This is a genomic window from Lactobacillus porci, assembly GCF_009695985.1.
In the GTDB taxonomy this organism is placed as follows: Bacteria; Bacillota; Bacilli; order Lactobacillales; family Lactobacillaceae; genus Lactobacillus; species Lactobacillus absianus.
On sequence record NZ_VUMX01000008.1, the window covers coordinates 18,487 to 43,625 of the forward strand.

General features: G+C 52.0%; 18 protein-coding genes and 6 tRNA genes. 17 read left to right on the plus strand and 7 right to left on the minus strand.

Annotated features, from left to right (window positions below):
- The first annotated feature begins 2 nt into the window (after positions 1-2).
- From glgA to FYJ62_RS04105, 5 genes are all read left to right on the plus strand, one after another.
- A complete protein-coding gene (glgA, locus tag FYJ62_RS04085) occupies positions 3-1,433 on the plus strand; it encodes a glycogen synthase GlgA (RefSeq protein ID WP_206989456.1) in 1,431 nt (476 codons plus the stop codon).
- A 41-nt stretch (positions 1,434-1,474) separates the two neighbouring features.
- Positions 1,475-3,883, plus strand: a complete 2,409-nt coding sequence (locus tag FYJ62_RS04090) for a glycogen/starch/alpha-glucan phosphorylase (protein ID WP_326831991.1) — start codon at positions 1,475-1,477, stop codon at positions 3,881-3,883.
- Between the two features lie 44 nt (positions 3,884-3,927).
- Complete coding sequence (locus tag FYJ62_RS04095; RefSeq protein WP_154548010.1) at positions 3,928-5,733, plus strand: glycoside hydrolase family 13 protein; 1,806 nt, start codon at positions 3,928-3,930, stop codon at positions 5,731-5,733.
- A complete protein-coding gene (locus FYJ62_RS04100) occupies positions 5,733-7,454 on the plus strand; it encodes a phospho-sugar mutase (protein ID WP_154548012.1) in 1,722 nt (573 codons plus the stop codon). Before FYJ62_RS04095 ends, FYJ62_RS04100 begins: the two co-directional genes overlap by 1 nt.
- Before the next feature lie 311 nt (positions 7,455-7,765).
- Complete coding sequence (locus FYJ62_RS04105) at positions 7,766-7,945, plus strand: acylphosphatase (RefSeq protein ID WP_154548014.1); 180 nt, start codon at positions 7,766-7,768, stop codon at positions 7,943-7,945.
- 149 nt (positions 7,946-8,094) lie between these two features.
- Here FYJ62_RS04105 and FYJ62_RS04110 read toward each other — a convergent pair whose 3' ends face one another.
- Both FYJ62_RS04110 and FYJ62_RS04115 read right to left on the minus strand, forming a co-directional pair.
- Positions 8,095-9,174 (minus strand): 6-phosphofructokinase, encoded by a 1,080-nt coding sequence (locus tag FYJ62_RS04110; RefSeq protein WP_154548016.1) that lies wholly within the window; start codon positions 9,172-9,174, stop codon positions 8,095-8,097.
- A gap of 204 nt (positions 9,175-9,378) precedes the next feature.
- The gene (locus FYJ62_RS04115; RefSeq protein WP_154548018.1) at positions 9,379-11,319 is read right to left on the minus strand and encodes a sucrose-specific PTS transporter subunit IIBC; all 1,941 of its coding nucleotides are present in this window, start codon (positions 11,317-11,319) and stop codon (positions 9,379-9,381) included.
- A 328-nt stretch (positions 11,320-11,647) separates the two neighbouring features.
- Here FYJ62_RS04115 and FYJ62_RS04120 point away from each other — a divergent pair, with 328 nt between their 5' ends.
- The 3 genes from FYJ62_RS04120 to FYJ62_RS04130 all read left to right on the plus strand — a co-directional run bounded on the left by FYJ62_RS04120 (position 11,648) and on the right by FYJ62_RS04130 (position 14,487).
- Positions 11,648-13,105, plus strand: coding sequence for a sucrose-6-phosphate hydrolase (locus FYJ62_RS04120; RefSeq protein ID WP_154548020.1), 1,458 nt, complete (start codon positions 11,648-11,650; stop codon positions 13,103-13,105).
- Between the two features lie 50 nt (positions 13,106-13,155).
- The gene (locus tag FYJ62_RS04125; RefSeq protein WP_154548022.1) at positions 13,156-14,142 is read left to right on the plus strand and encodes a LacI family DNA-binding transcriptional regulator; all 987 of its coding nucleotides are present in this window, start codon (positions 13,156-13,158) and stop codon (positions 14,140-14,142) included.
- Positions 14,143-14,289: 147 nt separating this feature from the next.
- A complete protein-coding gene (locus tag FYJ62_RS04130; protein WP_154548024.1) occupies positions 14,290-14,487 on the plus strand; it encodes a hypothetical protein in 198 nt (65 codons plus the stop codon).
- An 85-nt stretch (positions 14,488-14,572) separates the two neighbouring features.
- Here the strand turns inward: FYJ62_RS04130 and FYJ62_RS04135 are convergent, their stop codons facing one another.
- Both FYJ62_RS04135 and FYJ62_RS04140 read right to left on the minus strand, forming a co-directional pair.
- Positions 14,573-15,109, minus strand: coding sequence for a GNAT family N-acetyltransferase (locus FYJ62_RS04135; protein WP_154548026.1), 537 nt, complete (start codon positions 15,107-15,109; stop codon positions 14,573-14,575).
- A gap of 259 nt (positions 15,110-15,368) precedes the next feature.
- Positions 15,369-15,457, minus strand: a tRNA-Leu gene (locus tag FYJ62_RS04140).
- Between the two features lie 153 nt (positions 15,458-15,610).
- Between FYJ62_RS04140 and FYJ62_RS04145 the strand changes: the two genes are divergently transcribed.
- A tRNA-Glu gene (locus FYJ62_RS04145) sits at positions 15,611-15,682 on the plus strand.
- A 3-nt stretch (positions 15,683-15,685) separates the two neighbouring features.
- Positions 15,686-15,758 (plus strand) — tRNA-Val (locus tag FYJ62_RS04150).
- A gap of 74 nt (positions 15,759-15,832) precedes the next feature.
- Here the strand turns inward: FYJ62_RS04150 and thrC are convergent.
- Positions 15,833-17,311 (minus strand): threonine synthase, encoded by a 1,479-nt coding sequence (gene thrC / locus FYJ62_RS04155; RefSeq protein WP_154548028.1) that lies wholly within the window; start codon positions 17,309-17,311, stop codon positions 15,833-15,835.
- 183 nt (positions 17,312-17,494) lie between these two features.
- Between thrC and thrB the strand changes: the two genes are divergently transcribed.
- The 6 genes from thrB (at position 17,495) to FYJ62_RS04185 (ending at position 21,238) form a co-directional block, all read left to right on the plus strand.
- Positions 17,495-18,361, plus strand: a complete 867-nt coding sequence (gene thrB, locus FYJ62_RS04160) for a homoserine kinase (RefSeq protein ID WP_154548030.1) — start codon at positions 17,495-17,497, stop codon at positions 18,359-18,361.
- 317 nt (positions 18,362-18,678) lie between these two features.
- Positions 18,679-18,751: transfer RNA gene (locus FYJ62_RS04165), tRNA-Lys, on the plus strand.
- Between the two features lie 36 nt (positions 18,752-18,787).
- Positions 18,788-18,860: transfer RNA gene (locus FYJ62_RS04170), tRNA-Lys, on the plus strand.
- Positions 18,861-18,896: 36 nt separating this feature from the next.
- Positions 18,897-18,969 (plus strand) — tRNA-Lys (locus FYJ62_RS04175).
- Positions 18,970-19,384: 415 nt separating this feature from the next.
- Positions 19,385-20,170, plus strand: coding sequence for an aggregation-promoting factor C-terminal-like domain-containing protein (locus FYJ62_RS04180; RefSeq protein WP_154548032.1), 786 nt, complete (start codon positions 19,385-19,387; stop codon positions 20,168-20,170).
- A 171-nt stretch (positions 20,171-20,341) separates the two neighbouring features.
- Positions 20,342-21,238: an SEC10/PgrA surface exclusion domain-containing protein gene (locus FYJ62_RS04185; RefSeq protein WP_154548034.1), complete on the plus strand. Its 897-nt coding sequence runs from the start codon at positions 20,342-20,344 to the stop codon at positions 21,236-21,238.
- Positions 21,239-21,303: 65 nt separating this feature from the next.
- Here FYJ62_RS04185 and FYJ62_RS04190 read toward each other — a convergent pair whose 3' ends face one another.
- A complete protein-coding gene (locus tag FYJ62_RS04190; RefSeq protein WP_154548036.1) occupies positions 21,304-22,773 on the minus strand; it encodes a UDP-glucose--hexose-1-phosphate uridylyltransferase in 1,470 nt (489 codons plus the stop codon).
- A gap of 24 nt (positions 22,774-22,797) precedes the next feature.
- On the minus strand, positions 22,798-23,964 hold the full coding sequence (locus FYJ62_RS04195; protein WP_154548038.1) for a galactokinase: 1,167 nt from the start codon (positions 23,962-23,964) through the stop codon (positions 22,798-22,800).
- A 97-nt stretch (positions 23,965-24,061) separates the two neighbouring features.
- Between FYJ62_RS04195 and FYJ62_RS04200 the strand changes: the two genes are divergently transcribed.
- A complete protein-coding gene (locus FYJ62_RS04200; protein ID WP_154548040.1) occupies positions 24,062-25,081 on the plus strand; it encodes an aldose epimerase family protein in 1,020 nt (339 codons plus the stop codon).
- The last annotated feature ends 58 nt before the right edge of the window (positions 25,082-25,139 follow it).

Below are 25,139 nucleotides of genomic sequence, written 5' to 3' on the forward strand. Positions count from 1 at the left end.
ACGTGAGAATTTTATTTGTCGGAGCTGAATGCGCGCCATTCTTCAAGACTGGCGGTTTGGGTGACGTGATGGGCGCCCTGCCTAACCAATTGGCCAAGGATGGCGACGAAGTTGGCGTGGCCCTGCCGCTTTACCAGGACATTCCTGAAAAGTACCGCGAGAAGCTGGTCTACCAAGGCAATTTCTACGTGCCAGTTGGCTGGCGCGACCAGTACTGCGGGATCTTCACTTTGGAAATGAACGGGGTCAAGTACTTCTTCATTGACAATGAATACTACTTCAAGCGGCCAGGCATCTACGGCTACTACGATGACGGCGAACGCTACGCCTTCTTCCAGCAAGCCGTGATCATGATGATGGAGCGCTACAACTTCATTCCAAACATCCTGCACTGCAATGACTACCACACTTCATTTATCCCATTCCTGTTAAGGGAAAAGTGGGGCTTCGTCTCCGCCTACAGCGGCATCAAGACCGTCTTGACCATCCACAACCTGGAATTCCAAGGCAAGTATGATGCCAAAACCCTGCCAAACTTCTTCGGCCTGGGCTATGAATGGTTCGACAACGGCACGGTTCGCTTCAACAACGACGTCAACTGGATGAAGACCGGGATTCTGTACGCTGACCGGGTAACGACGGTCAGCCCATCTTACGCTGAAGAAATCCAAACCCCTGAATTTGGCCAAGGGCTGGACGGCATCCTGCGCAGCGTCAGCTACAAGCTGAACGGGATTCTGAACGGGATTGACTTTGACAAGTACAACCCGGCCACCGACCCAATCATCAAGGTGCGCTATGACGTCAACCACTTGAAGCACAAGCGGCGCGACAAGAACGACCTGCAAAAGACGGTCGGATTGCCAGTTGTTGCCAATGTTCCAGTGATCGGCATGGTTACCCGCTTGACGGCCCAAAAGGGCTGCCAATTGCTGCTGGAAGAATTGGACAACATCCTGCAATTCAACGTGCAAGTCGTGATCTTGGGCAATGGTGACCAATACTATGAAAACGCACTGCGTGAAATCGCGGCTCGGCACGAGGACAAGCTGAAGCTGGTCTTGGCCTTTGACGTCAAGCTGGCGCAAAAGATCTATGCCGGCGCGGATGCCTTCTTGATGCCATCAGCCTTTGAGCCTTGCGGCCTGTCACAATTGATCGCCCTGCGCTACGGGACCTTGCCAATCGTTCACCAAATTGGCGGTTTGGCCGATACCGTTTGGGTTTATGACAAGACCAAGAATGAAGGCGACGGCTTCGGCTTCCGTGAATTCAACGGCTATCAAATGGTCGAGGCCATCAAGAAGATGCTGGACCTGTACCACGAGAAGGAGAAGTGGGCTAAGTGCCAGCGGATCGCGATGAAGTCAGACTTCTCATGGAAGAACTCAGCAAGCAAGTACCAATGGATGTACGGCGAGTTGCTGGGCTAGGCTGCAACTACGAGCATTAGGATTAAAGAGGAAACTGAAAAGTGACTTTAACTAAAGAAGAATTTAAGAAGCGTTTGAAGGAAAAGCTTGACCGCCACTTTGAAGAAAACTTGAGCCAAGCTTCTGATGAAGACATTTTTGCATGTATCTGTTCAATTGTGCGCGATGGCTATTCCAGCAAGTGGCGCCGGACCCGGATCGCGGAAACCACTAACCAGCACAAGCAAACCTATTATTTCTCAATTGAATTTCTGCCAGGCACGCTTTTGAAGAGCAACCTGCTTAACTTGGGCTGGCTGGACACTGTCAAAGAGGCCATGAAGGAACTGGGCCTGGACTTTGACAAGATCGCGGCGATTGAGCCGGACATGGCCTTGGGCAACGGGGGCTTGGGCCGCTTGGCCGCGGCCTTCATGGACTCACTGGCTTCAACAGGCTATGCCGGCAACGGGAACGGCCTGCGCTACAAGTACGGTCTGTTCAAGCAGAAGTTCGTCAACGGCTACCAGAAGGAGTTGCCGAACGACTGGCTGCAGCAAGGTGACTACTGGGAAGTCAGACGTGAAAGCAAGTCGGTATTGGTGCGCTTTGGCGGCCACTACAACATGGTTGACGACCACGGCTGGATGACTCCGCAATACGATGGGGCTTCAATCGTGCGGGCCGTTCCTTATGACGTGGCCATGGTTGGCTACCGCAACGGCTTGGCCAACACCTTGCGCCTGTGGGACGCGGAAATCGCGCCAGAGGACGAATTGAACTACCCATCAATTGCTGACCGGCGCAAGGTTGAAGACTTGACTTCAATCCTTTACCCGGATGACTCTAACTATGACGGGCGGCTGCTGCGCTTGAAGCAGGAATACTTCTTCGTTTCGGCCGGCTTGCAAAGCATTGTCAACTACTTCGTCAAGGACTTGAAGGGAACCAACTTTGAAGAGTTCCCTAAGTACGTGGCCGTGCACATCAACGATACCCACCCAGCGATGGCGGTTGCTGAACTGATGCGCCTGCTCGTTGACGAGCACCGCGTTGACTGGGACACTGCCTGGGACATTACCCAAAAGACCATGAGCTACACCAACCACACCATCATGGCGGAAGCTCTGGAAAAGTGGGACGTCAACATGTTCAAGGAACTCTTGCCAAGACTTTTTGACATCATCACGGAAATTGACCGCCGCTACGTTGAATCCCTTGAAGGCAAGGTTGACGGCGGCATGATCGACAGAACCCGCATCATCAAGGACAACCAGATCCACATGGCCCACCTGGCCATCATCGGCTCGCACTCAGTCAACGGGGTTGCCGCCTTGCACACCCAATTGCTGGAAACCGAAGTCTTGCACGACTTCTACGAGTTGTACCCAGACCGCTTCAACAACAAGACCAACGGGATCACCCTGCGCCGCTGGATTCAAATTGCCAACCCGGAACTGGCCAAGCTTTTGGACAAGACCATTGGCAGCAAGTGGCGCTATGACTCCAAGGAAATGCTGAAGTTCGAAGAGTACTACCACGACACGGCAACCTTGAGCAGCCTGACCAAGATCAAGGCTGACAATAAGAAGAAGCTGGCCAAGGTAATCAAGGAAAAGACCGGCATTGTCGTTGACCCAGACGCCATCTTTGACGTCCAGGTCAAGCGCCTGCACGCCTACAAGCGCCAAACCTTGAAGCTGCTCCACGTCATCAAGCTCTACCAAGACTTGAAGGCCGGCATCAGCCACCCTAAGCGCGTGGTCATCTTTGGGGCCATCGCTGCTCCTAGCTACGTCTTCGCCAAGCAAGTCATCAAGGTGATCAACTCAGTTGCCGATATGGTCAACAATGACCCGGAAATCGGCGACAAGCTGAAGGTCGTCTTCCTGGAAAACTACAACGTTTCCCTGGCTGAGCAGATCATTCCAGCCGCTGACTTGAGCGAACAGATTTCTACCACTACCAAGGAAGCCTCAGGTACTTCCAACATGAAGCTGATGGCTAACGGGGCCTTGACCGTCGCTACCATGGACGGAGCCAACATTGAAATCAAGGATGCCGTCGGCAGCGAAAACATCTTCGCCTTTGGCTTGGACAAGGACGAGGTCTACAAGTATTACGCAAACCACAGCTACCACCCAAGAGACATGTACGAAAAGGATCCAGTCATGAAGAAGACGGTCGATGCCTTGATTGATGGCACCATTCCTGGCTGCCAAAGTGAAGGCCGCGCCCTTTACGACAACTTCCTGGGCGATAACGAGCAATTCCTGGTTCTGGCCGACTTTGAAGCCTACCTGCACGCGCAAGACTTGGCGGAAAAGGTTTGGAAGAACAAGCGGCAATGGGCCCAAAAGAGCCTGGTCAACATCGCTCACTCAGAACGCTTTGACTCTGACAAGACCATCGAACGCTATGCTAGCGAAATTTGGCATCTGGACAAGGTTGAGATCGAGGACAAGGCCTAATTTAGTAGAAAAAGTTAACACGCAATCGTAAGTAAAGACAATCAATGAAAGCTACTTTTAATTCTTGGGACGGAAAATACAGGCAGCCCTTTGGGGCAATTCAAGCCGGGACCAGCGTCAAGTGGTCCGTGGCGATTGATGAAGAGGTTCAGGAGGTCACGCTTTGGCTGACGAAGATCAACGAAGACGATATGGCCTACCCGATGACCTACAATTCAGAGACGAAGATGTATGAGACCAGCATTCGCATCGGAACCTCGGGCTTGTACTACTACTACTTCAACATCAAGCAGAACAACCAATACTACTTCCTGCAGCGGGCCAGGGACCAGTTTGGGGAGGCAGAGCTCACCCAAGACAGCACTGATGTCCGTACCTTCCAGCTCACCTGCTATGACCGGCAGGTGCCACAGGAGCCGTGGTATACCCAGGGGGTGGTCTACCAGATTTTTCCGGACCGCTTCAACAACGGCAACCCCCACGGGGAGATCACGGGTCGCAAGAAGAACAGCTTCCTGTATGCCACGCCAGAAGACACCCCGTACTACATCAAGGATGAGCACGGAGCAATAGCGCGGTGGGATTTCTTTGGAGGCAATTTAAAGGGGATTACCCAGAAGGTGCCTTACCTCAAGAAGCTTGGGGTAACGGTCATCTACCTGAACCCAATCTTTATGTCCTCCAGCAACCACCGCTATGACACCCAGGACTTCATGAAAATTGATCCAATGCTGGGGACGGAGCAGGACTTGCAGGAGCTGATCCAGACCCTGCACGACAACAAGATGCACTTGATTTTAGACGGGGTCTTCAACCACGTCGGGGCTGACTCCAAGTACTTCTTGAAGGCCACGCAGGACAAGAACAGCGACTACTTCTCCTGGTTCAACTTTATCCACTACCCGGACAAGTACCAGTCATGGTGGGGCGTGACGACCCTGCCTGAGGTCAACAAGCACAACAAGCAGTACGTCAACTACATCACTGGTCCTAAGGGCGTTTTGGCCAAGTGGACCAAGATGCAGGTTGACGGCTGGCGGCTGGACGTGGCCGACGAGTTGCCGATGGAATTCCTGCGGGCGATCCGCGACCGCCTGCAGAAAGAAAACTGCCAGCTGGTCATTGGGGAAGTCTGGGAAGACGCCTCCCACAAGTTCGTCAACAGCGAATTTCGCCCTTACATGGCTGGGGACAACCTGACTGGGGTGATGAACTACCCAATGCGGAACCTGATCATCAACCTCTTGCAGGCCAAGGATGAGGCCGGCGAAATTTCTGCCATGAACGACTTGGAAAAATTAGTGGAAAACTACCCAAAGGCCTTTTTGGAAAATTGCCTGAACAACATCGGCACCCACGACACGGAGCGGATCAAGACCGTGCTGGGGGGCGATGAAGAACTGGTAGCCATGGCCTTTGGCTTGATGTTCGCGGCTCCTGGGGTCCCTTGCATCTACTACGGCGATGAAGCCGGGCTGATCGGGGGCAAGGACCCGGACAACCGGCGCTGCTTCCCATGGGGTAAGGAAAGCCATTTCCTGGAGGAGACGGTCTCCATGCTGGCCAGCGCCCGCAAGGCCAACCCCGCGCTTGTCAGCGGCAAAGTTGGCTTTGTGAAGATTCGGTTAGGAATCAACGCCTTAGTGCGTTATAATGATCGTGAAATCGTTGTTTATTGCTATAATCGGACTAATGAAGACGTGGATCTCGACGCGAGTGAAATGAGAACCTACTGCTTGCCTGAGATGATCGCCGATCTAGTACGTGATCTTCTTGATCAAGAAGTAATAGCTAAGAAAGATTTTCTGCTTAAGAAAGCAGATATGATGGAGAAGGAAGAAAGAAAATAATGAACGCAAAAGAAGTCTATGAACAATGGAAGAAAGCACCTTTGCCAGAAGAGCTTGCTGACCAGTTGGCAGAACTTGGCCAAGACGACAAGTGGATTGAAGACGCTTTTGGTCAAGACATCAACTTCGGGACTGCCGGCATGCGTGGCCTGCTTGAACCAGGGACCAACCGGATCAACCTCTTTACGGTTGGCCGCGTCACTGAAGGCTTGGCCCGTTTGATCGATGAAAACGGGGAAGAAGCCAAGAAGCGCGGGGTCGTTATTTCCTTTGACTCACGCTACAACTCACGCGAATTGGCCATGCACGCGGCGCGCGTTTTGGGTGCCCACGGCATTCACGTCTACCTCTTTGACGACTTGCGCCCAACGCCAGAATTGTCATTCTCCGTTCGCTACCTGCACACCTTTGCCGGGATCAACATCACGGCTTCTCACAACGCAAAGCAATACAACGGCTACAAGGCCTACGGCGAAGACGGTGCCCAAATGGGTCCTGAAAACGCCGACCGCCTCTTTGCTTACGCGCAAAAGGTTGAAGACATCTTCAGCGTTAAGGCTGCTCCAGTCAAGAAGCTGCGTGCCGAAGGCACTTTGCAATTGATCGGCGAAGATGTTGACGAAGCTTACTTGAAGGCTTTGGACACGGTCAACGTGAACAAGGAAATGATCAAGGAAAATGCTGACAAGCTGAAGATCGTTTACACGCCGTTGCACGGTACGGGGAAGATGCTGTACGACCGGGCCTTCCGTCAAGGCGGCTTCACCAACGTGGTGCCAGTTCCAAGTCAAGCCATCATTGACCCAGAATTCCCGACTTGCAAGAAGCCAAACCCAGAATTCCGTGACGTCTTCAACCCTGGCGTAGAACTGGCCAACGAAATCGGGGCCGACATGATCGTGGCTACTGACCCGGACGCTGACCGGATGGGGGCTTGCGTAAGAACCGACAAGGGCGACTTCCAAGTCTTGACTGGCAACCAAATTGCCACTTTGATGTCATACTACCTGCTTCAAAACTTGAAGGAATCAGGCAAGCTGACTCCAGACTACGAAATCGTAACTTCCATCGTTTCCAGCGCTCTGCCATTCAAGATCGCCAAGGACTTCGGCATCAAGACCAAGTCAGTTTTGACTGGCTTCAAGTACATCGGCGAAGAAGTCGACAGAATGAAGAAGGAAAACGACGGCAAGTTCTTGATGGGCTTTGAAGAAAGCTACGGCTACCTCTTCCAGCCATTTGCCCGTGACAAGGACGCCATGCAAGGGGCTTTGATGTTCGCCGAAGTGGCCAGCTACTACGCTAGCCACGGCATGACTGTTTTTGACGGTTTGCAAGAAATCTGGAAGAAGTACGGCGTGGCCTACGAAATCACCCGGGCAATTGAAATGCCAGGGATTGGCGGTCAAAAGAAGATGGCCGCATTGATGAGCAAGCTGCGTAGCGAGCATTTGACTGAAATCAACGGGGTCAAGGTAGTTAAGACTGAAGACTACCAAGAACAAGTAACGCTTGAAGACGGCAAGGAAACGCCATTGACTGGCTTCCCTAAGTCAAACGTCTTGAAGTACTTCCTGGAAGATGAAACTTGGGTAGCCCTGCGGCCATCAGGTACTGAACCAGTTATTAAGGCTTACGTTGGCGTCAACAAGAAGGACATTGAAACTGCTGAAGCTTCAGCTCAATCATTCCAAGACGCAATCAGCGAATTGCTTAAGTAAGTCCAAGAATAGAATTGAATTTAGATTGCTAGTTTTAAACAGAAAAGGAGCTGTCTCTCGATGAGGCGCTCCTTTTTTGTTTGGCTGGGAATTTTTGTTCCAAGAGCTGCAGTTGGGTACTTTTCGGTGGGGAGAGATTATTCAAAATGTTGATTTTATTAAAAAGTAGATATACAATCTAACCAAAAAATAATCTATTTTATTTGGAGGATGTTATGCATGGTCAGGAAATCCTAAACATAAGAATTGGCCCAAAACTTGCTGGTATCGCAAATTAAAAGTGTATGCAATGAGAAAAGAGGGTGAGCGCTGTGCCGATTTCATCATTCGTGGGGATTCTCGTCCTGCTGGTTGCTGGAGTGACCATTGGCTTAGCTGTCTATGGCTGGGTCAGTCATAGACGGGGCTTAACAGTTGAAGCCCTGCTTGCTGGGGCAATCTTTTTAGGCATAGTCTATTGGTCTGGCAGCAACTTTATCGGCTCCATGTGAACCATATTTTGGCTTTTAGAGCATAAGAAAGCTCCCGTATCAAACCAAAAATCCACGTGCCAGCTGTTCCCGAAAAGCCGCATGCACCACAAAAAAGGCCGCATTAGCTCACGTAAGTGAGTCAATGCGGCCTTTTTTACTGGTTGGAGCTACTTGTCACCGAAGGTAACGCCCATCAGGCGGGCATTGTTGACGGTCTTGCCTTCAGGATCGACGTAGGCCAGCTTGCCGGCGGTGTCTTCCAGGGCAATGGAGTCGACTTCGCCGCGCTTTAAGACGACCAGCCGGCCAAATGACCGGTTCATGATCAAGCGGGCACCCTCAATCCCAAAGCGGGTTGAGATGGCTCTGTCGTACGCGTCAGGGGCGCCGCCGCGTTGGGCGTGGCCGATTACCGCGGTCCGGACTTCCTTGGCTGGGAAGAGCTTCTGGAGGTCTTCACCGAGGCCAACGACGACTGACTGCCCGTTTCTGGCAGCGACCTTGGCCTTGTACTTCTTCTTAGGCAGCTTGGCGTCTTCCTTGGAGATGGCCCCTTCAGCACAGGCGATCACCGTGAAGTTCTTGCCTTGCTTTTCGCGCTGCTTGATCTTCTTGGCAATGACGTCCAGGTCGTAAGGGATTTCTGGCAAAAGAATGATGTCGCTGCCGGCGGCCAGACCAGCGTGCAGGGTAATGTGGCCGACCTTGTGGCCCATGACCTCAACGACGAAGATCCGGGAGTGGGACTGGGCCGTGGTGCGGATGTCATCCAGGTAGCGGGTCGCGACGTCTACGGCGCTTTGGAAGCCGAAGGTGTAGTCAGTGCCCCAGGTGTCGTTGTCGATGGTCTTAGGCAGCCCGATCACGTTCAGGCCTTCTTGGGCCAGCATGTTGGCTGACTTCAAAGACCCGTTGCCGCCCAAAACGGCCAAGGCATCCAGGTTCAGCTTCTTGTAGGTCTTCTTCATGGCAGCGACCTTGTCAAAGCCGTCATCGATGACGCGCATGTACTTGAATGGCTGACGGGAAGTACCAAGGATGGTGCCGCCCTGGTCGATGATGCCTGAGAAGTCTTTTGGCTGCATCTTGACGTATTTTTCATGCATCAGGCCGTAATAGCCATTCTTGAAGCCGATGATTTCAACGTCGTCGACGCAATTGTAGAGCGTCTTGGCCAAGCCGCGCATGGTCGCGTTCAAGGCCTGGCAGTCGCCGCCGGAAGTTAAAATTCCAACTCTTAATGTCATAGTCGTTACCTCTCCGTTTAACTTGCTTTGTCTGTAACCTTTTCTTTTCTATAAATCTTAAAACAGGTAACAGCTTTAATGCAAGAAGCAAATGTTACAAAAACTTATTTCTGTTAGAAAAAAGAGCCACCCGCTTAAGTGACGCGGATGACTCTTTTATTAATATTTTGAAGAAAGAAATTCAAGTATGAGAATCGGTCAGTCTTAGTGGGCCGCTACGGCTACCAGGCTGTCGCCATGCTTGACGCTGTCGCTTTCAACGCGGTCAACGTCAGTGTAGGCGTTGGTGTTGGTAATCACAACCATCACGGTCGTGTCGTAGCCTTCCTTCTTGACGGCGTCAAGGTCAACTTCGCCAAGCTTGTCGCCCTTATTGACGTGCTGGCCTTGGGTTACGAAGGACTTGAAGTGCTTGCCTTGCAGGTTGACCGTGTCCAGACCGATGTGGATCAGGACTTCGGCACCATCGTCAGACTTCAAGCCGTAGGCGTGGCCAGTCTTGTAGGCAACTGAAACGACGCCAGTTACTGGTGAGTAGACGGTGTTGTCGCTTGGGACGATGGCCGCGCCATCACCCATCAACTTCTGTGAGAAGACTTCGTCGTTGACTTGTGAAAGGTCTTCTGACTTGCCGTCTACAGGAGCAACGATAACTTCGTCCTTAACGGCTGAAACCTTGGAAGCTTCGGCTTGAGCTTCAGCTGGAACTTCTTCAGTTGCAGTTTCGTCTGCGGCGTCAACTACGGCAACTTCTTCCTTCATGTTCTTCTTCCCGTAGAGGAAGGTCAAGGCGAAGGCAACCGCGAAGGAAACGAGTTCGCAGACAACGTACATTGGGATCGTCTTTGGGTAAATTGACAGGAAGCCCAGGAAGCCGGCTGAACCGAGGGCAGCGGCTTCAACCTTGAGCAGGCCGGCCAATGCTGATGCGACGCCTGAACCGATCAGGGCGCAGAAGAATGGGAAGCGGTACTTCAGGTTAACCCCGAAGAGGGCTGGTTCGGTGATCCCCAGCAGGGCTGAGACACCGGCTGATGATGACAGACCCTTCATCTTCTTGTCCTTAGTTAAGAACCAGATAGCGAAGGTTGCGGCACCTTGGGCAACGTTGGCCATTGAGGCAACGACGAAGATAAAGTCCCCGGCCCCCTTGCCTGAGGCAAAGGCAGTCAGCAATTGGGTTTCGATGGCTGGGAATGATTGGTGAAGACCAGTCATAACGATGGCTGAGTAGCAAAGACCGAACAGACCCATGCCGACGAAGCCAGCGGTGTTGTACAGCCAGACGAAGGCGTTGGTGATCCAGTCGGAAACGGTCTTCATCACTGGCCCAACGACAACGAAGGTCAAGAAGCCAGTCAAAAGAAGAGAGATCAGTGGGGTGAAGGTAAAGTCAACTGCTGAAGGCAGGTGCTTGTGGAGCCACTTTTCCAAGATGGACAGGATCCAGATGGCAGCCAGGACTGGGATAACTTGGTATTGGTAGTTGGTTTGCGATACGTGCAGACCGAAGATGTTCCAGTACTTAGCAGCCCCGCCCAAGGCAGGAGTAGTCATGATCAAGCCCATGGCCGCGCCAAGGAATTCGTTGGCGCCAAAGCGCTTGGCGGCAGACATGCCGACCAGGACTGGCATGAACATGAATGGAGCGGCTGACATGACTTGGATCATGTCGGAAATCCCCTTAAGGGCAGGATTCAATTGAATCAATGCCTTAGTTGGGTTGAACAAGCCTGGGCTAGTCAGGAAGTTGTTGAGGGCCATCATCAAACCACCCGCAACCAGGGCAGGGATAATTGGAACGAAGATGTCACTCAGCAGCTTGATAAAGGCCATCACTGGGTTGACCTTCTTGCCAGAAGCGGCAACCTCCTTCAAGTCGTCGGTTGACAATTCCTTCAAGCCGGTCTTCTTGATCAATTCGGCGTAGACGTTGTCAACGTCACCAGGCCCGATGATAACCTGGTATTGGCCGTTGGTCTTGAAAGTCCCCTTAACGTCAGGGTCCTTGTCCAAGGCTGCTTGGTTAACTTTCGTGTCGTCCTTGAGGACTAAACGTAAACGAGTAGCACAGTGCGCTGCGGCTACCAGATTGTCGCGACCGACATCGGCGATCACGCGATCGGCAACCTTGCTATAATCCATTGCCACGAGAAAACACTCCTTACTATTTACTACATAACTTGTATCTGAAAACGCTTTTCTTGATTTCGATTACTATGATAGCGGTTACCAGCTAATATGTCAATCGTTTGACACAAAATTTTACAAAAAAATCTTCCGCCCAGCAATTTTATAGTATTTTTAACATGTCAACCGTTTGACATGTTAGCGCTTTATTCATACAATATAAATAATCGCAGAACCATTTGTGATCTGCGAGAACAAGTGGTTTTCTACCAATTGAATGGTAGTTCAGAGAATTTAAGAACAGTTCGAATTCAGATTAAGCAATGAAGCGAGGCAATCAAATATGGAGTGGACAAGAGAACAAAGATATCTTCCTTATGAGAAGTGGTCAGCCTTAACCCTGCTGAAGCTGCAGAGCCAGGCAGCCAAGTCGAAGTACCAATTGCACTACCACATTCACCCGACCAGCGGCCTGCTGAACGACCCCAACGGCTTTTCCTACTATAATGGCCAATGGCACGTCTTCTACCAGTCATACCCATTCGGCGCCGTTCACGGCTTGAAGTCCTGGGTGCACCTGGTTTCAGATGACCTGGTGACTTGGACCAACTTGGGCCAGGCCGTTCTGCCGGACACCAAGCTGGACAGCCACGGGGCATATTCCGGCTCAGCCCGCCAGATTGGTGACAAGCTCTTCTTGATGTACACGGGCAACGTCCGCGATCAAAACTGGGTCCGGACCTCTTACCAAATCGGGGCCTGGATGGATGAAGCCGGCAAGGTCACCAAGCTGGACAAGCCTTTGATCGAGGCGCCAGACCACGTGACCGAGCACTTCCGCGACCCGCAGATTCTGATGCACAACGGCAAGTACTACGCCATCTTAGGGGCGCAGGACAAGAAGAACCAGGCTGGCAAGATCAGCATCTGGCGCACCGACAAGATTGATGGCCAGTGGGAAGACCTGGGCTACGTTGACCTGCCGGACATGGGTTACATGATCGAATGCCCGAACCTGGTCTTCGTTGACGACAAGCCGGTCTTCATCTTCTGCCCGCAAGGGCTGGACAAGCGGATCACCGCTTATGACGACGTGTACCCGAACATGTACTGGATCGGCGAAAGCTTTGACTTTGACAGCGGCCATTTCGTCACCAAGCAGAAGGCCCCAATCAACTTGGACTACGGCTTTGACGTCTATGCCACCCAGGCCTTCAACGCGCCGGACGGCAACGCCTACGCCATCAGCTGGGTCGGCCTGCCGGACTCAAGCTACCCGACTGACGATGAAGGCTGGGCCAACTGCCTGAGCCAGGTCAAGAAGCTGTCCATCAAGAAGGGCAAGCTGGTGCAAAAGCCGGTTGCGGCCATGAAGAGCCTGCGCCGCTATCCGGAAAGCCTGGACGGGGACCTGGAATTTGATGAAGGCGGCCAGTATGAGCTTAAGCTGGCCATCAAGAAGGATCAGGAAGGCACCTTGACCCTGGCGGCCGACAAGAACTTTGAGCAGGGCCTGAAGCTCAGCTTCTCAACGGGCAGCCACGCTTCCTTGACCTTGGACCGGGGCAATGTCGGCGCTGACGTCAACGTTGACTACGGCACCACCCGCTCGCTGGCCCTGCCAAAGAACCGGGAACTGAAGCTGCGGATTTTTGTCGACCATTCCTTGATCGAAGTCTTCGTTGACGGCGGTCAGGAGGTCTTGACCGGCCGCTTCTTTGCCCCAGCTGGCAACACCTACGCCAAGATGAGCACGGGCATCGACTACAAGGGCAGCCTGTGGCAGCTGAAAGACATGTAGTTTGACAAAAAAGTTAAGCAAGTTGCATTTTTTAGAGGAAGGGGAGAATTATGCGGCCAAAGCTTACAGACGTTGCTGAAAAGGCAGGCTGCTCGCCAACGACGGTGTCGCGCGTGATCAACAATCACGGCTACATCAGTCAGAAGACCAAGGACAAGGTGTTCGCGGCCATGCGGGAGCTCAACTACCAGCCCAACACCCTGGCCAGGTCCTTGCAGGGCAAGCAGACCAAGATGATCGGCATGATCGTCCCGAATATCACCAACCCCTTCTTCGCGGAGCTGGTGGCGGGCGTTGAGCAGACCCTGGCCGATGACGGCTACAGGCTGCTCTTGTGCGATGCCGACCGCGACAGCGACAAGGAGCACCGCTACCTGCAGATGCTGGAGGCCAACCAGGTCGACGGGATCATCACGGGCTCGCACAATCTGGGACTGGAGGAATACCAGCGTGTCGGCCTGCCGATCGTGTCTTTTGACCGGGACCTGTCGGATAAGGTGCCAATCGTCACCTCAGACAACTATCACGGGGGATGCCTGGCCACCCAGGCCCTGATCGATGCCGGCTGCCAGGACATCTATTTTGTCGGCAACCCCTCAAAGACTGGCAATCCGACCACCAAGCGCTTTTTGGGCTACATGGACACAATGGCGTCGGCTGGCTTGCCATCGCACACGGCCCGGTCAGCCTTCTATGAGTCGCCTTTAGCCAAGTCCATGGCCATGCGGGAGCTTTTGCAAAGCGACCGCAAGCTTGATGGGGTCTTCTGCTCAGACGACCTGACCGCGATCCTGCTGCTCAAGCAGGCCCAGCGTTTGGGGATCAGGGTTCCGGAAGACCTGAAGGTGATCGGCTTTGACGGGACCAAGCTGGTGCAGACCTATCTGCCGGAATTGGCTACGATCGTCCAGCCGATCGGCGATCTGGCGGCCTTGCTGGTCAAACTCTTGTATGAGCGGATTGCCGATCCTGACAAACATTTGGACAAGAACAGCTACGTCATGCCGGTCAAGCTCTTGCGCAACCAGACGATTTAGCTAAATGAAAAAGATAATTTGCAAAAGATACGGAAGAAAGGGCCAATTTCCTGTTGGCGCTTTCTTTTTTGCTTTCATGTGTGCGAAAAGGAGGCTATAATCGAGGTAAGAACAGCATTGATTAGCAAACGAAAGAAGGTAACTGCAATGGACAAGAACAAGAAAAAAACGATGTTGACCCTGGCCCTGTGCTTAGGGATTCTGGGGATTTTGATCTATGCTGGCGAAGTGGCTTACGCCTTCTTGAGAGACCGCAACAAGGACATGGACTATACTTTTGACGACTTTGAGGATGACGACATTGGGCCAGAAGAGGCCGAAGCCATCTACAAGAACGAAGAGTAGGCCGGAAAGCGAGAAAAGTGAAAAATGAGCAAAAAAGAACCAGCAGCGATGCTGGTTCTTTTGTGGTTTCATTTGTGTTCTAAGGCTATTTCAGCACGTATTCCAGCAGGTCGCAGCTGGTTGGGCCGGTATCCTTGTAGCGGACCTTGGCGGTTGCAAAATAGTTGAAGCCATTGCGCTCATACAGCTTGCGGGCGGGCAGGTTGCCGGACTTGCAGTCCATGCGGATGACCTTGCAGCCAAGCTGCTTGGCTGCTTCTTTGGCGTAGTTCAAGAGCACGGCTGACAAGCCCTGGCCCCGGAAGTCGGGGTGGACGGCGTACAAGTGGATGATGGCGATCTCTTTGTCGTCTTTGATTGGCGTTGGCCAGGCAAAGGGCAGGTAGATGGGGTCATTGCCCACGGTCAGCTGGCAGGCGGCCATGATGCGGTTGTCTTTCAAGCTGAGCAGGAACTGCTGCTGGTCGACGGCTTCGGCCAGGCCGTCTTGAGTAGGGTACTTGCCCCAGTGCCAACTGGGACCATATTCGTCATACACCTGGTGCCGGCAGACTTCCATATAAAAAGTGCGCACAGCCGGCTTGTCTTCGGCTTGGGCGCAGCGGTTGATTATGTTACTCATGTTAGTTCCTACCTGTTTCTTCTATTTTTCTTGATTTTTTGTTTTGCCTTTCTTTGAGCTCCTGATGATTGACTGATTCCTCAAAGACTTAAGACATTGTTGCTCTCACACAAAAATAACGCCACTAAAGCGTTTACTCTGGAAAAATTATAGCATGCATGCAAGAGCATGTACAAATATAGGCGTTAACCGTAATACAACTGAAATAATTGTAAATTGGGCACAAAAAACCGGAGTCAAAATTGACTCCGGCTGTCTTTGGTGCGGACTAGAAGACTTGAACTTCCACGACCTAAAGCGGTCACAAGATCCTTAGTCTTGCGCGTCTGCCAATTCCGCCAAGCCCGCAAGCACAAATATTAGTATATCAGAGGGAAAGAAAAGTGCAAGCCCTTTTTGGCAAAAAGATTTTGCGCTTTTTTCTAATAAAGGCTTGCTTTTTCGGCTCAGTTCCGTATAATAATAATCGTGCCTCGGTGAGGGACGGCAAATACAAATAATGGCCCGTTGGTCAAGTGGTTAAGACACCGCCCTTTCACGGCGGTAACATGAGTTCAAATCTCGTACGGGTCATATGGAGGATTAGCTCAGCTGGGAGAGCATCTGCCTTACAAGCAGGAGGTCATAGGTTCGAGCCCTATATCCTCCATTTTTTATTTTTTAAGCAATCCAATATACAAGAAAAGCCATCATGATTTCCTTCATGATGGCTTTTTCTTTGACTTAAATGCCCAAGATCTGCTTGACTTCAGCCGGCATGTCGCTGGCTTCGATGACGGTTTCCGCGCCGGTGTGGCCGAGGAACTTTTCAATTGACTTTGGCAGGTAGTGGGTAAAGTCGGTCAGCTGCTTGAGGGCTGGCATCCCCGCCCGCTTGACTTCCAGGCCGCTGATGGCGTGGTAGACCGTTTCCGGGAACTTGTAAGGCGAAGCCGTTGACAAGACGACCGTCGGGTGGGCGCCGTCCTGCTTCTTGAAGCGGTGGGCGGCCAGGGAAGCCACGGCGGTATGCGGATCGATCACGTAGCCGCTGGCCGCGTAGACGCGCTTGATTTCCCCCTCGATTTCCGCTGGGGTGGCAAAGTCAGCCGCGAAGGTGCCCAGCTTCTCGTACATAGCCTTAGGAAGCTGGTAGCGGCCTTTTTCATTCAGCTCAGCCATCAGTCCCTTGACCGTTGCTGGATCCTGGCAGATGTCAAACAAGAGCCGTTCCAGGTTGGATGAGACCAGAATGTCCATTGACGGGGAGTTGGTCACGTAGAATTCCCGGTTCTTGTTGTAGATGCCGGTCTTGAAGAAGTCGGTCAAGACCTTGTTCTTGTTTGAGGCGCAGATCAGCTTGCCAACTGGCAGGCCCAGCTTCTTGGCATAGTAGCCGGCCAGGATGTCGCCGAAGTTGCCCGTTGGAACGGAGAAGTTGACCAAGCCGCCCGCTTGAACGATCCCGCGCTTGACCAATTGGCCGTAAGCATAGAAGTAGTAGACGACTTGGGGCAGCAGGCGGCCGACGTTCATGGAGTTGGCGCTGGAGAAGGCAAAGCCGTGTTCGTTTAATTCGGCGCCGAATTCCTTGTCAGAGAAAATGCGCTTGACGTTGGTCTGGGCCTGGTCGAAGTTGCCTTTAACGGCAATTGCCACCGTGTTGCCGCCGGATTCACTGAGCATCTGCTTCAGCTGGATTGGGGCTACGCCTTGGTAAGGGTAGAAGACGATGACTCTGGTCTTGTCCAGCTGGCTAAAGCCGCGCATGGCCGCGGTCCCAGTGTCCCCGGAAGTGGCGGTCAGAATGACGATCTCATGGCTGTCATGTTGAATCTCCAAGGCGGTCTTCATCAAGCGGGGCAGGCATTGCAGGGCAATATCCTTAAAGGCCAGGGTTGGGCCGTGGAAGAGCTCCAAGAAGTAATTGCCGCCGCGTTCTTCAGAAACCGGGGCGATGCGGTCGTCATCCCATTGGTCGCCATAGGCGCCCTTGACGATTTCATGCAGCTGCTCAGGACTGTAATCAGTCAAAAAGCGGCTAAGCACTTTTTCAGCCAGCTCCTGATAGGAAAGGCTGAACAGGTCTTTGAGCTCGTCTTCAGTAAAGGCTGCGGGGAATTCTTCGGGCACGAACAAGCCACCGTCAGGGGCCAGGCCCTGAATAATGGCTTGAGCGGCTGAAACTTGCCAGTCATGGCTGCGAGTACTGCGATAAATCATGGTACCTCCTGATTTTTAATAAAAGTAACGAAATCATAAATATCATTAAATTTTGGTGTTGTTGACTCAATTATAACGGCTTAAGCATTTTTCTAAAAGGCTAAGCATGATAAAATGATTAAAATGCGACCGCAAGGTCCAACTGTCAATTTTTGTATTTATAAATCGAGGTAAGAAAAAGCAATGAAGATTAAGGTTCCCGCATCAAGTGCCAATCTTGGCCCTGGCTTTGACTCTATCGGGATTGCGATTTCCCTGTATTTGACCATTGAAGTGCTGGGCGAAACGAGCCACTGGTACGTTGACCACCAGATGACTGACATCCCTCATGACGAAACGAACATGATCGTCGCTTCCGCATTGAAGGTGAAGCCGGACTTGCCGCCGCACAAGCTGCGCGTCTACTCAGACATTCCGCTGGCTCACGGCCTAGGCTCAAGCTCCAGTGCCATCGTGGGCGGGATTGAGATTGCTGACCGCTTGGGCCACTTGGGCTTGGAAGACCACGAAAAGATTGAGATGGCCGCGCAGATGGAAGGGCACCCGGATAACGTGGCGCCAACCATTCTGGGCAGCCTGGTTGTCGGCTGCAAGGTCCACGGGCACTTTACCGCGGTTAAGGCGCCGGTACCGCCTTTTGCCTTGATTGCCTACATTCCTGCCTACAATTTAAAGACCAGCGATTCCCGGGCCGTTTTGCCCAAGAGCCTGACTTTCGCGGATGCGGTGCAGGCCAGCGCCGTCGCCAATACGGCCGTGGCCGCGCTTTTTGCCCAAGATTACCAGAAGGCCGGGGAATTGATGGAGAGCGACCTCTTCCATGAGCGCTACAGAAGCCAATTGGTGCCGGAACTGGAGATTATCCGCAACGTGGGCCACAAGCACGGGGCCATTGCCACTTACTTGTCCGGTGCCGGTCCAACGGTCATGAGCCTGGTTGACCCGCAGCACATCAATGACTTCGTCAACGGGGTCAGAGAGGCTGGGTTAAAGGATGAAATCCGCCGTCTGGAAGTTGCCCCGACTGGGGTCAAGTATCTGGAAGACTAGTTAGGGATGCAAAGCTCCTGCTGACAAGACGTCGGCAGGAGTTTTTGCGTTGTGCGGAGCGTATTTTTGGGAAACGCGTCAGTAGGGTACTATTAGGTGCGAATATGTACCTATAGAAAATAGCTTCGAAAAGAGTGGGTTGCTGCAGCTTTTTTCACAAGTTCAGGCCAAAAAATCCTTTTGTCGCGGGAATTTTAAGCTAAAATAAGGGGAAAAGAGGGAAATTTGCAATTTTTTGAAGAAAGGTCTTGCATTGGCCTAGTATTTCTGTATAATAAATAAATGTCGGTTGACGAAAAGTCAGCCGCAACCCATTCGGGTCGTTAGCTCAGCTGGCAGAGCACCGGACTCTTAATCCGGGTGTCCAGGGTTCGATCCCCTGACGACCCATCCACGCTTCGGCGTGAACAATCAAATAACCCATTTGGGTCGTTAGCTCAGCTGGCAGAGCACCGGACTCTTAATCCGGGTGTCCAGGGTTCGATCCCCTGACGACCCATCCATGCTTCGGCGTGAACAATTGAATAACCTATTTGGGTCGTTAGCTCAGCTGGCAGAGCACCGGACTCTTAATCCGGGTGTCCAGGGTTCGATCCCCTGACGACCCATCGTAGAACATCAAGCATTGCTTGGTGTTCTTTTTTTGCTTTTCAGCCATGTAACAGAAGGTAAAATTCAGGGCAATTGCGGGTTAAAAATGGGTGAAGCGGGTCCTTTTTTGCCCAAAAATCAGGAAAAAAGGGGCAGATTTTCCCAATTTTCGACAGAAGAAAGCACTTTCACGTCACTTTAGGTCCAATCGTCCAAAAGCTTGGGCAAGTAAGGCAGGGGGCCGCTTTTTTCGGCAAATGTTACAAAAAAGTCCGGTTTTGTAACATTCTCTTAACTCTCCCGTCACTTGCTTGGAATTATTTTGCAACTTTCCCCTGTTACTATATTCATTGTCAGGAATGACATATACGAGTTACGGCAGGGCGCTACCGCAGATGCGACCAGAGGACCCTGCCACAAAGGAGAATTTTTTTGAACATCAAATCTAACGTACTTAAATCAGTATTTGCTGCAGGCTTGGCTTTGACTGGCGTGGCAGCGATCAGCTTAGGCACGAATGGTCAAGCGGACGCAGCCACTGTTGGTGGAACTGTTACCGTTGACTACATTGATGGACAATCAATTGCCACCTGGAGTAATTACGAAAATGCCAAAGTTACCGGTTCAGCCAAGGACGGCAGTTCATGGACTGTCTTAAAGACTGCCAAGGACCTTTCCGGTCACAAGTGGTACAAGATCGGGGCTGGTCAATGGATCTTGGCCAAGTACACCCACGATGCTGCCGCTTCATCAAACACGACTAACAGCACTGCAAGCAGCGCCAACAACTACAGCTACAAGTCAAACGTTGCGTCAAACACGCAAAGCTACAGCTACAGCAACAACTCAAATGCTTCAAGCTATGCAAACTACGGCTCAAGCTCAAATGCTTCAAGCTACTCAAATACCAGCTCTAACTACTCAAATAGCTACAGCTCAGCCGCAAATACCTCATCATCAGCTTCATCAACGACTTCAAGCTCATCAGCTTCTTCATCAGAATCAGCTGCCAAGGCTTGGATCGCCAACAAGGAAAGCGGTGGCTCATACACTGCCTCAAACGGCAACTACTACGGCAAGTACCAACTTTCACGCAGCCTCTTGGGTGGCAACACTTCAGCCGCAGCTCAAGAAGCCGCAGCCGACAGCTACGTTGCAAGCCGCTACGGCTCATGGACTGCAGCCAAGTCCTTCTGGGAAGCTAACGGCTGGTACTAAGCCTAAAATTTATTAGCTGATCTAAAACTTAATAATCTAGAGCAAAGTCCAAGCCTTTAAGCTTGGGCTTTTTCTCTGCAAAAAACAGACAATTTGCCGTAGAAAGAATACCCGCGTTATAATAAAATTGAGGGAATATTAGGAAAGATTAGAAGAACTGAGGTTTAACGGATGAAGAAAATCGTCAAGACGGCTTTGATCGCTTTGCTGGCCAGCGCGGGCTTCGCGGCCATGCAAGCAGCGCCAGCACAAGCGGCTGCTTATTCCAAGGCCCGCTTCACGCTGCCGAAGGGCTACACGAAGGCCAATCTGAAGAAGGCGTACCTGTATTCAGAAATGCCCAAGTCCCAGCAGAAGAAGTGGCTCAAGAACAAGAAAAATGCTGCCTGGCTAAAGAAGTGGCGCAAGATCAACGTCAAGGGGATGAAGGCCAATACTTTTGACCAAAAGGGCCAAGGCGAGTCGGCTAAGGACAACAAGACCGTCGTGACCCTGAAGAATGGCCAGGTGGCGCCGGGCCAAGCCAAGACCTTGGCAACTTACTCTCTGCGCCTCATCAACGATGCCCGGGGCAAGATGGGCTTGCCCAAGTGGAAGTACAGCAAGGGCAGCCAGACGCTGGCCAAGTACATTGCGGCCGAATACGTGGCCAACAAGAAGACGATCGCGACCGGCCACTACGTGCCAGGAATCGTCCGGGCCTGCAACAAGGCAGGCCTTCGCCTGCCTGGCAACTACAACTACGTTGAAGACATGGCGGGCTTCAAGGATGGCAAGCTGGTGACCATGACGGCCATGAAGAAGGACATCTACTTTGGCTTGAAGACGATGGTTTTTGGCTACCGGGCCGCCAATCTGGCCAAGGTCAGCCAGCTCAGCCAGTACGGGGAATGGTCCCACGCCGGTGACTTGATGAACACCCAAGGCGGTCATTATGATGGCGACTGGGACTACTACGGCTTCTCCGTTTCTTATACTGGCGGAACTTACTCCCTGCACTACATCGGCGTGCCAAGCCACTTGAAGTGGGCCTACGGCGGCGCCTACTGGGGCAAGTTTAAGGCCTAGGGAAAAATCGCGGCCAAAAAAGGCATGAATCCAAGCAATTGGATTCATGCCTTTTAATTTCCGGCTTAATTATTTTCAGCGCCAATCGTGGCTAAAAACTTTTGCCAGCCTGCCTCGCCGGCCGCATCGGCTTTGTAGACGCCAGCATCGGCGAGGACTTGGTCAAAGATGTCAAGCAACTCATGCTGCAGGATTTCATCAACGTTTTGCTGGCTAATGTCTGGGTGCTTTGCTTGCAGCTGCTTAGCCCATGGCAGGTGGATCTCAGCGATTTGGTTGTCCTGGCCAAGCAGGTATTTCTTGACCTCGCCCAGTTCGCCCTTCAGACGGCCTGGCAGGATGGCCCGGCCCATGACTTCAATCAAGCCGATGTTCTCCTTCTTGATGTGCCACTTGTCCTGGTGCGGGTGGAAGATGCCCAGAGGGTATTGCTCGCTAGTGTTGTTATCGCGCAGAACCAGCTCTAAGACATATTCATCCCCGTCCTTGTGGGCAATTGGCGTGACTGTATGGTGGCGGGCAGTTTTGTCTTCGGCCACAATCCCCAGGTCGGGATCGCTGTACTTTTGCCAGGATTTGATAATCTTAGTCCCCAGTTCAATCAAGGCTTCAGTATCCTGGCTGATCAAGCGGATGTCGCTCATTGGCCAGTCGACGATGCCGCCGTGGACTGCTGGGTAGCCGGCAAAAGTGAGCTCCTCCTTGATTGCCGCGTTCATCATTGGGAAGCGGTGACCACCGCCCTGGTAGTGCTCATGCGACAGGAGCGACCCGCCGACGATTGGCAGGTCAGCATTTGACCCGACCATGTAGTGGGGGAAGGTCTTAACGATTTCCAGCAGGTTGATTAGAGTCTGCTGGTTGATGACCATTGGCTCATGAATTTGGTCCAAGAAGATGCAGTGCTCGTTGAAGTAGGCATAAGGGGAGTACTGCATCCCCCATTTCTCCCCGCCGATATTGATCCGGATAATCCGCAGGTTGCTTCTGGCGTTCTTCCCATAGTCGCCCAAGTAGCCTTCGTTTTCCAGGCACAGGTCGCATTTGGGGTAGTCGGTGTCCTTCTTCTTGGCCGCGGCGGCAATGGCTTTAGGATCCTTTTCCGGCTTGGAGAGGTTGATCGTGATCTCCAGCGGGTGGCCATAGGAGCTGGTGCCGGAGAAGACGATGTTCTTGGCAATCGCGGTCTTCTTAACGTAATTGTTGTGGGTGCAGAGGTCATAGAACCAGTCCGTGGCTGCTTTTGGATCTTCATCGTATTTGTTCCAGAACAGTTCGTTGACCTTGCTTGGGGCCGGGGTCGCGAGGTCGGCCAGCTGGTCGGCCAGGATTTCCCGGCTGGTCGCGTCATCCGGAATCTTGCCTCTGTCAACGGCCAGGTCAACCAGTTGCAGCAAGCTGTCTTCGCCGGAAGCCTGCTCCTCAACGTCTCCGTCGCCAACTAGGGCCTGCAGGCGGTTGAAAAGGTAGACCCGGTCCATTTCCTGGTAATCAGTATTAGCGATAATTTTTTGCACGAAGTTCTCAATCAGCATTTTGCTTTCTTGTCTCCTTAGTTCTTACAGCTTGTGGGTTCCGTCAACGATCTTGGCTTCATAGAAGCTGGCGGCATAACCAATGGTGTCTTGGTAGATCTTGCCGACCTTTTCCTTGAATGCTTCGGCTTGGTCTTCTTTGACGATAGCAATCGCGCTGCCGCCAAAGCCCCCGCCAATCATTCTGGCGCAAAGGCAGCCTTCTTGTTGCCAGGCACTTCCCGCCAGGGTGTCCAGTTCCTTGCCGGTAACTTCGTAGTCAAAGTGCAGGGAAACGTGGGAGGCATTGATCAAACGGCCCAGCCGGTCTAAGTCCTTGTCTGCCATGGCCTTGGTCGCCTTGATGGTTCTTTGGTTTTCAAAGACGGCATGGCGGGCCCGCTTAAGCAGGGTCTCGTCATTGATCAAGTAGGAGTATTCGTCAAAAGTTTCTTCATCAATATCGCCCAAGTGGTCAATGCTGAGCTTTTCCTGCAGCTTGGAAGTTGCTTCCTGGCATTCACGGACGCGGTCATTGTAGGCGGAGTCAGCCAGGGTGTGCTTCTTGTTGGTGGACATAATGATGATTTCGTAGTCGCCCAAGTCCAGTGGCAGGTAGTCATACTGCAAAGTCGCGCAGTCAAGGAAGATAGCATGGTCTTTCTTGGACATGTTGACGGCAAACTGGTCCATGATCCCGGAAGAGAGACCGATAAATTCGTTTTCGGTCTTCTGGCCGAGCTGAGCCAGCTTGACTGGATCGATTTCCAGTTCATATTCTTCAGTTAAAACGTGGCCAACCAGCATTTCAATTGAGGCTGATGATGACAGGCCAGCCCCGTATGGCAGGTTGCCCCAAACATAGAGGTTGAAGCCATGGTCAATTTCACTTGTCTCGTCTTGTACGTAGGCGGTCATGCCTTTGAAGTAGTTGATCCACTTGTGGTCAGGGTCATTTTCTAACTCGCGGTCGCCAATTTCGAAAATAACCAGGTCGTCATCCATGTTACCGGAGCAGACGGCAATTTTCTTATCTGCCCGGGGACCGTAAGCGGCATAGGTCCCTAAGCTGATGGCACAAGGAAAGACGTGGCCGCCGTTGTAGTCGGTGTGTTCACCGATGATGTTGATCCGGCCTGGTGAGAAGAAGAGGTCGGCTGCTTGTTGATTAAAAATCTGTTCAAAATTATTTTTTAAAAAATCAGTGTTCATTTTTGTGTCCTCATTTGTTACAATTTGTTTGTAGTTAACATTTTAACCGCTTTCAAACAAAAAGTAAACATTTTTGATCAAAAAGGAAACAAAAAATATGAGACTAACATTTAAAAAATACGGCTGGCTTCAAGGGAGAGACCTTTGCGAGTTTGTCCTGGAAAATGATCATGGTATGTCTGTTAAGCTCCTGAACTACGGGGCCACTTTAGAAGACGTGGCTGTTCCGGTAGATGGGGCAAAGCGCCATGTCATCCTCTCTTTAAAGCAAGCAGAGGATTATAGCAAAGAGCGCAATTTCTTAGGCGGGACGGTTGGCCGGATTGCCGGCCGGGTCTGGCGCGGGCAGTGGAAGAACGGTGACCATATCCTCCAATTGCCAATCAACGATGGCGAAAATCACATTCACGGCGGCTTTGGGACCGACCAGCAGGTTTGGTCCTTCAGACCAGAGCGGGGGGAAGACTTTGTCTCCGTTCACTTCAGTTTGCTTGATCCAGATGGTCATAATGGCTTTCCCGGCAACCTGCAGCTGGAGGCAACTTACACTTTGAATAATTCTGGTGAACTTTTGTATGATTTGACGGCGTACTCAGACAAGCTGACAATTTTTAACCCGACCAACCATACTTACTTTTGCCTGGACGGCCTGGGGACCGAGATCAACCAGACCAGGCTGTTTCTTGACGCGGACTATTATCTGCCAGTGAAGGAAGATGGCTTGCCGGTCGGCGGAATGGAGTCAGTTGAAGGCACGGCTTTTGACTTCAGAAAGGGCAAGAGCATGGGGGAAGCCTTAAAGAGCGGGGATGCACAGATTGCCTTGCGTGAGGGGCTGGATCATCCATTTATTTTGAATGGGCAAAAGACTGCTGCTAAAGTTGTGGCTAGCGATGGCAAGGTTTCCATGAAGATGAGCACGAACGCGCCAGCAATCGTCATTTATACGGCCAACAGTTTTGGCAAGGGGGAAAAGCTGGTCAAGGACCTGCCGCAATATGGTGGCTTGACCTTAGAGGCCCAAAACGCGCCTGCTCCGAGCAATGACTTGCGTGAAATTACGCTTGAGCCAGGTAAGACTTGGCGCCGACACGTCAGCTGGAAGTTTGACTATTAATGAATTCTTAGTTCAATCCCAAAATAATCGAAAGCTAACACAAGAAAGAAGCAGAAAA

Excerpts from the sequence above, each read along its gene's own strand:
- FYJ62_RS04095 (WP_154548010.1), top strand. The coding sequence starts at position 3,928 with ATGAAAGCTACTTTTAATTCTTGGGACGGAAAATACAGGCAGCCCTTT.
- FYJ62_RS04100 (WP_154548012.1), top strand. The coding sequence starts at position 5,733 with ATGAACGCAAAAGAAGTCTATGAACAATGGAAGAAAGCACCTTTGCCA.
- FYJ62_RS04110 (WP_154548016.1), bottom strand. The coding sequence starts at position 9,174 with ATGACATTAAGAGTTGGAATTTTAACTTCCGGCGGCGACTGCCAGGCC.
- FYJ62_RS04115 (WP_154548018.1), bottom strand. The coding sequence starts at position 11,319 with ATGGATTATAGCAAGGTTGCCGATCGCGTGATCGCCGATGTCGGTCGC.
- FYJ62_RS04120 (WP_154548020.1), top strand. The coding sequence starts at position 11,648 with ATGGAGTGGACAAGAGAACAAAGATATCTTCCTTATGAGAAGTGGTCA.
- FYJ62_RS04125 (WP_154548022.1), top strand. The coding sequence starts at position 13,156 with ATGCGGCCAAAGCTTACAGACGTTGCTGAAAAGGCAGGCTGCTCGCCA.
- FYJ62_RS04130 (WP_154548024.1), top strand. The coding sequence starts at position 14,290 with ATGGACAAGAACAAGAAAAAAACGATGTTGACCCTGGCCCTGTGCTTA.
- FYJ62_RS04135 (WP_154548026.1), bottom strand. The coding sequence starts at position 15,109 with ATGAGTAACATAATCAACCGCTGCGCCCAAGCCGAAGACAAGCCGGCT.
- thrC (WP_154548028.1), bottom strand. The coding sequence starts at position 17,311 with ATGATTTATCGCAGTACTCGCAGCCATGACTGGCAAGTTTCAGCCGCT.
- thrB (WP_154548030.1), top strand. The coding sequence starts at position 17,495 with ATGAAGATTAAGGTTCCCGCATCAAGTGCCAATCTTGGCCCTGGCTTT.
- FYJ62_RS04185 (WP_154548034.1), top strand. The coding sequence starts at position 20,342 with ATGAAGAAAATCGTCAAGACGGCTTTGATCGCTTTGCTGGCCAGCGCG.
- FYJ62_RS04190 (WP_154548036.1), bottom strand. The coding sequence starts at position 22,773 with ATGCTGATTGAGAACTTCGTGCAAAAAATTATCGCTAATACTGATTAC.
- FYJ62_RS04195 (WP_154548038.1), bottom strand. The coding sequence starts at position 23,964 with ATGAACACTGATTTTTTAAAAAATAATTTTGAACAGATTTTTAATCAA.
- FYJ62_RS04200 (WP_154548040.1), top strand. The coding sequence starts at position 24,062 with ATGAGACTAACATTTAAAAAATACGGCTGGCTTCAAGGGAGAGACCTT.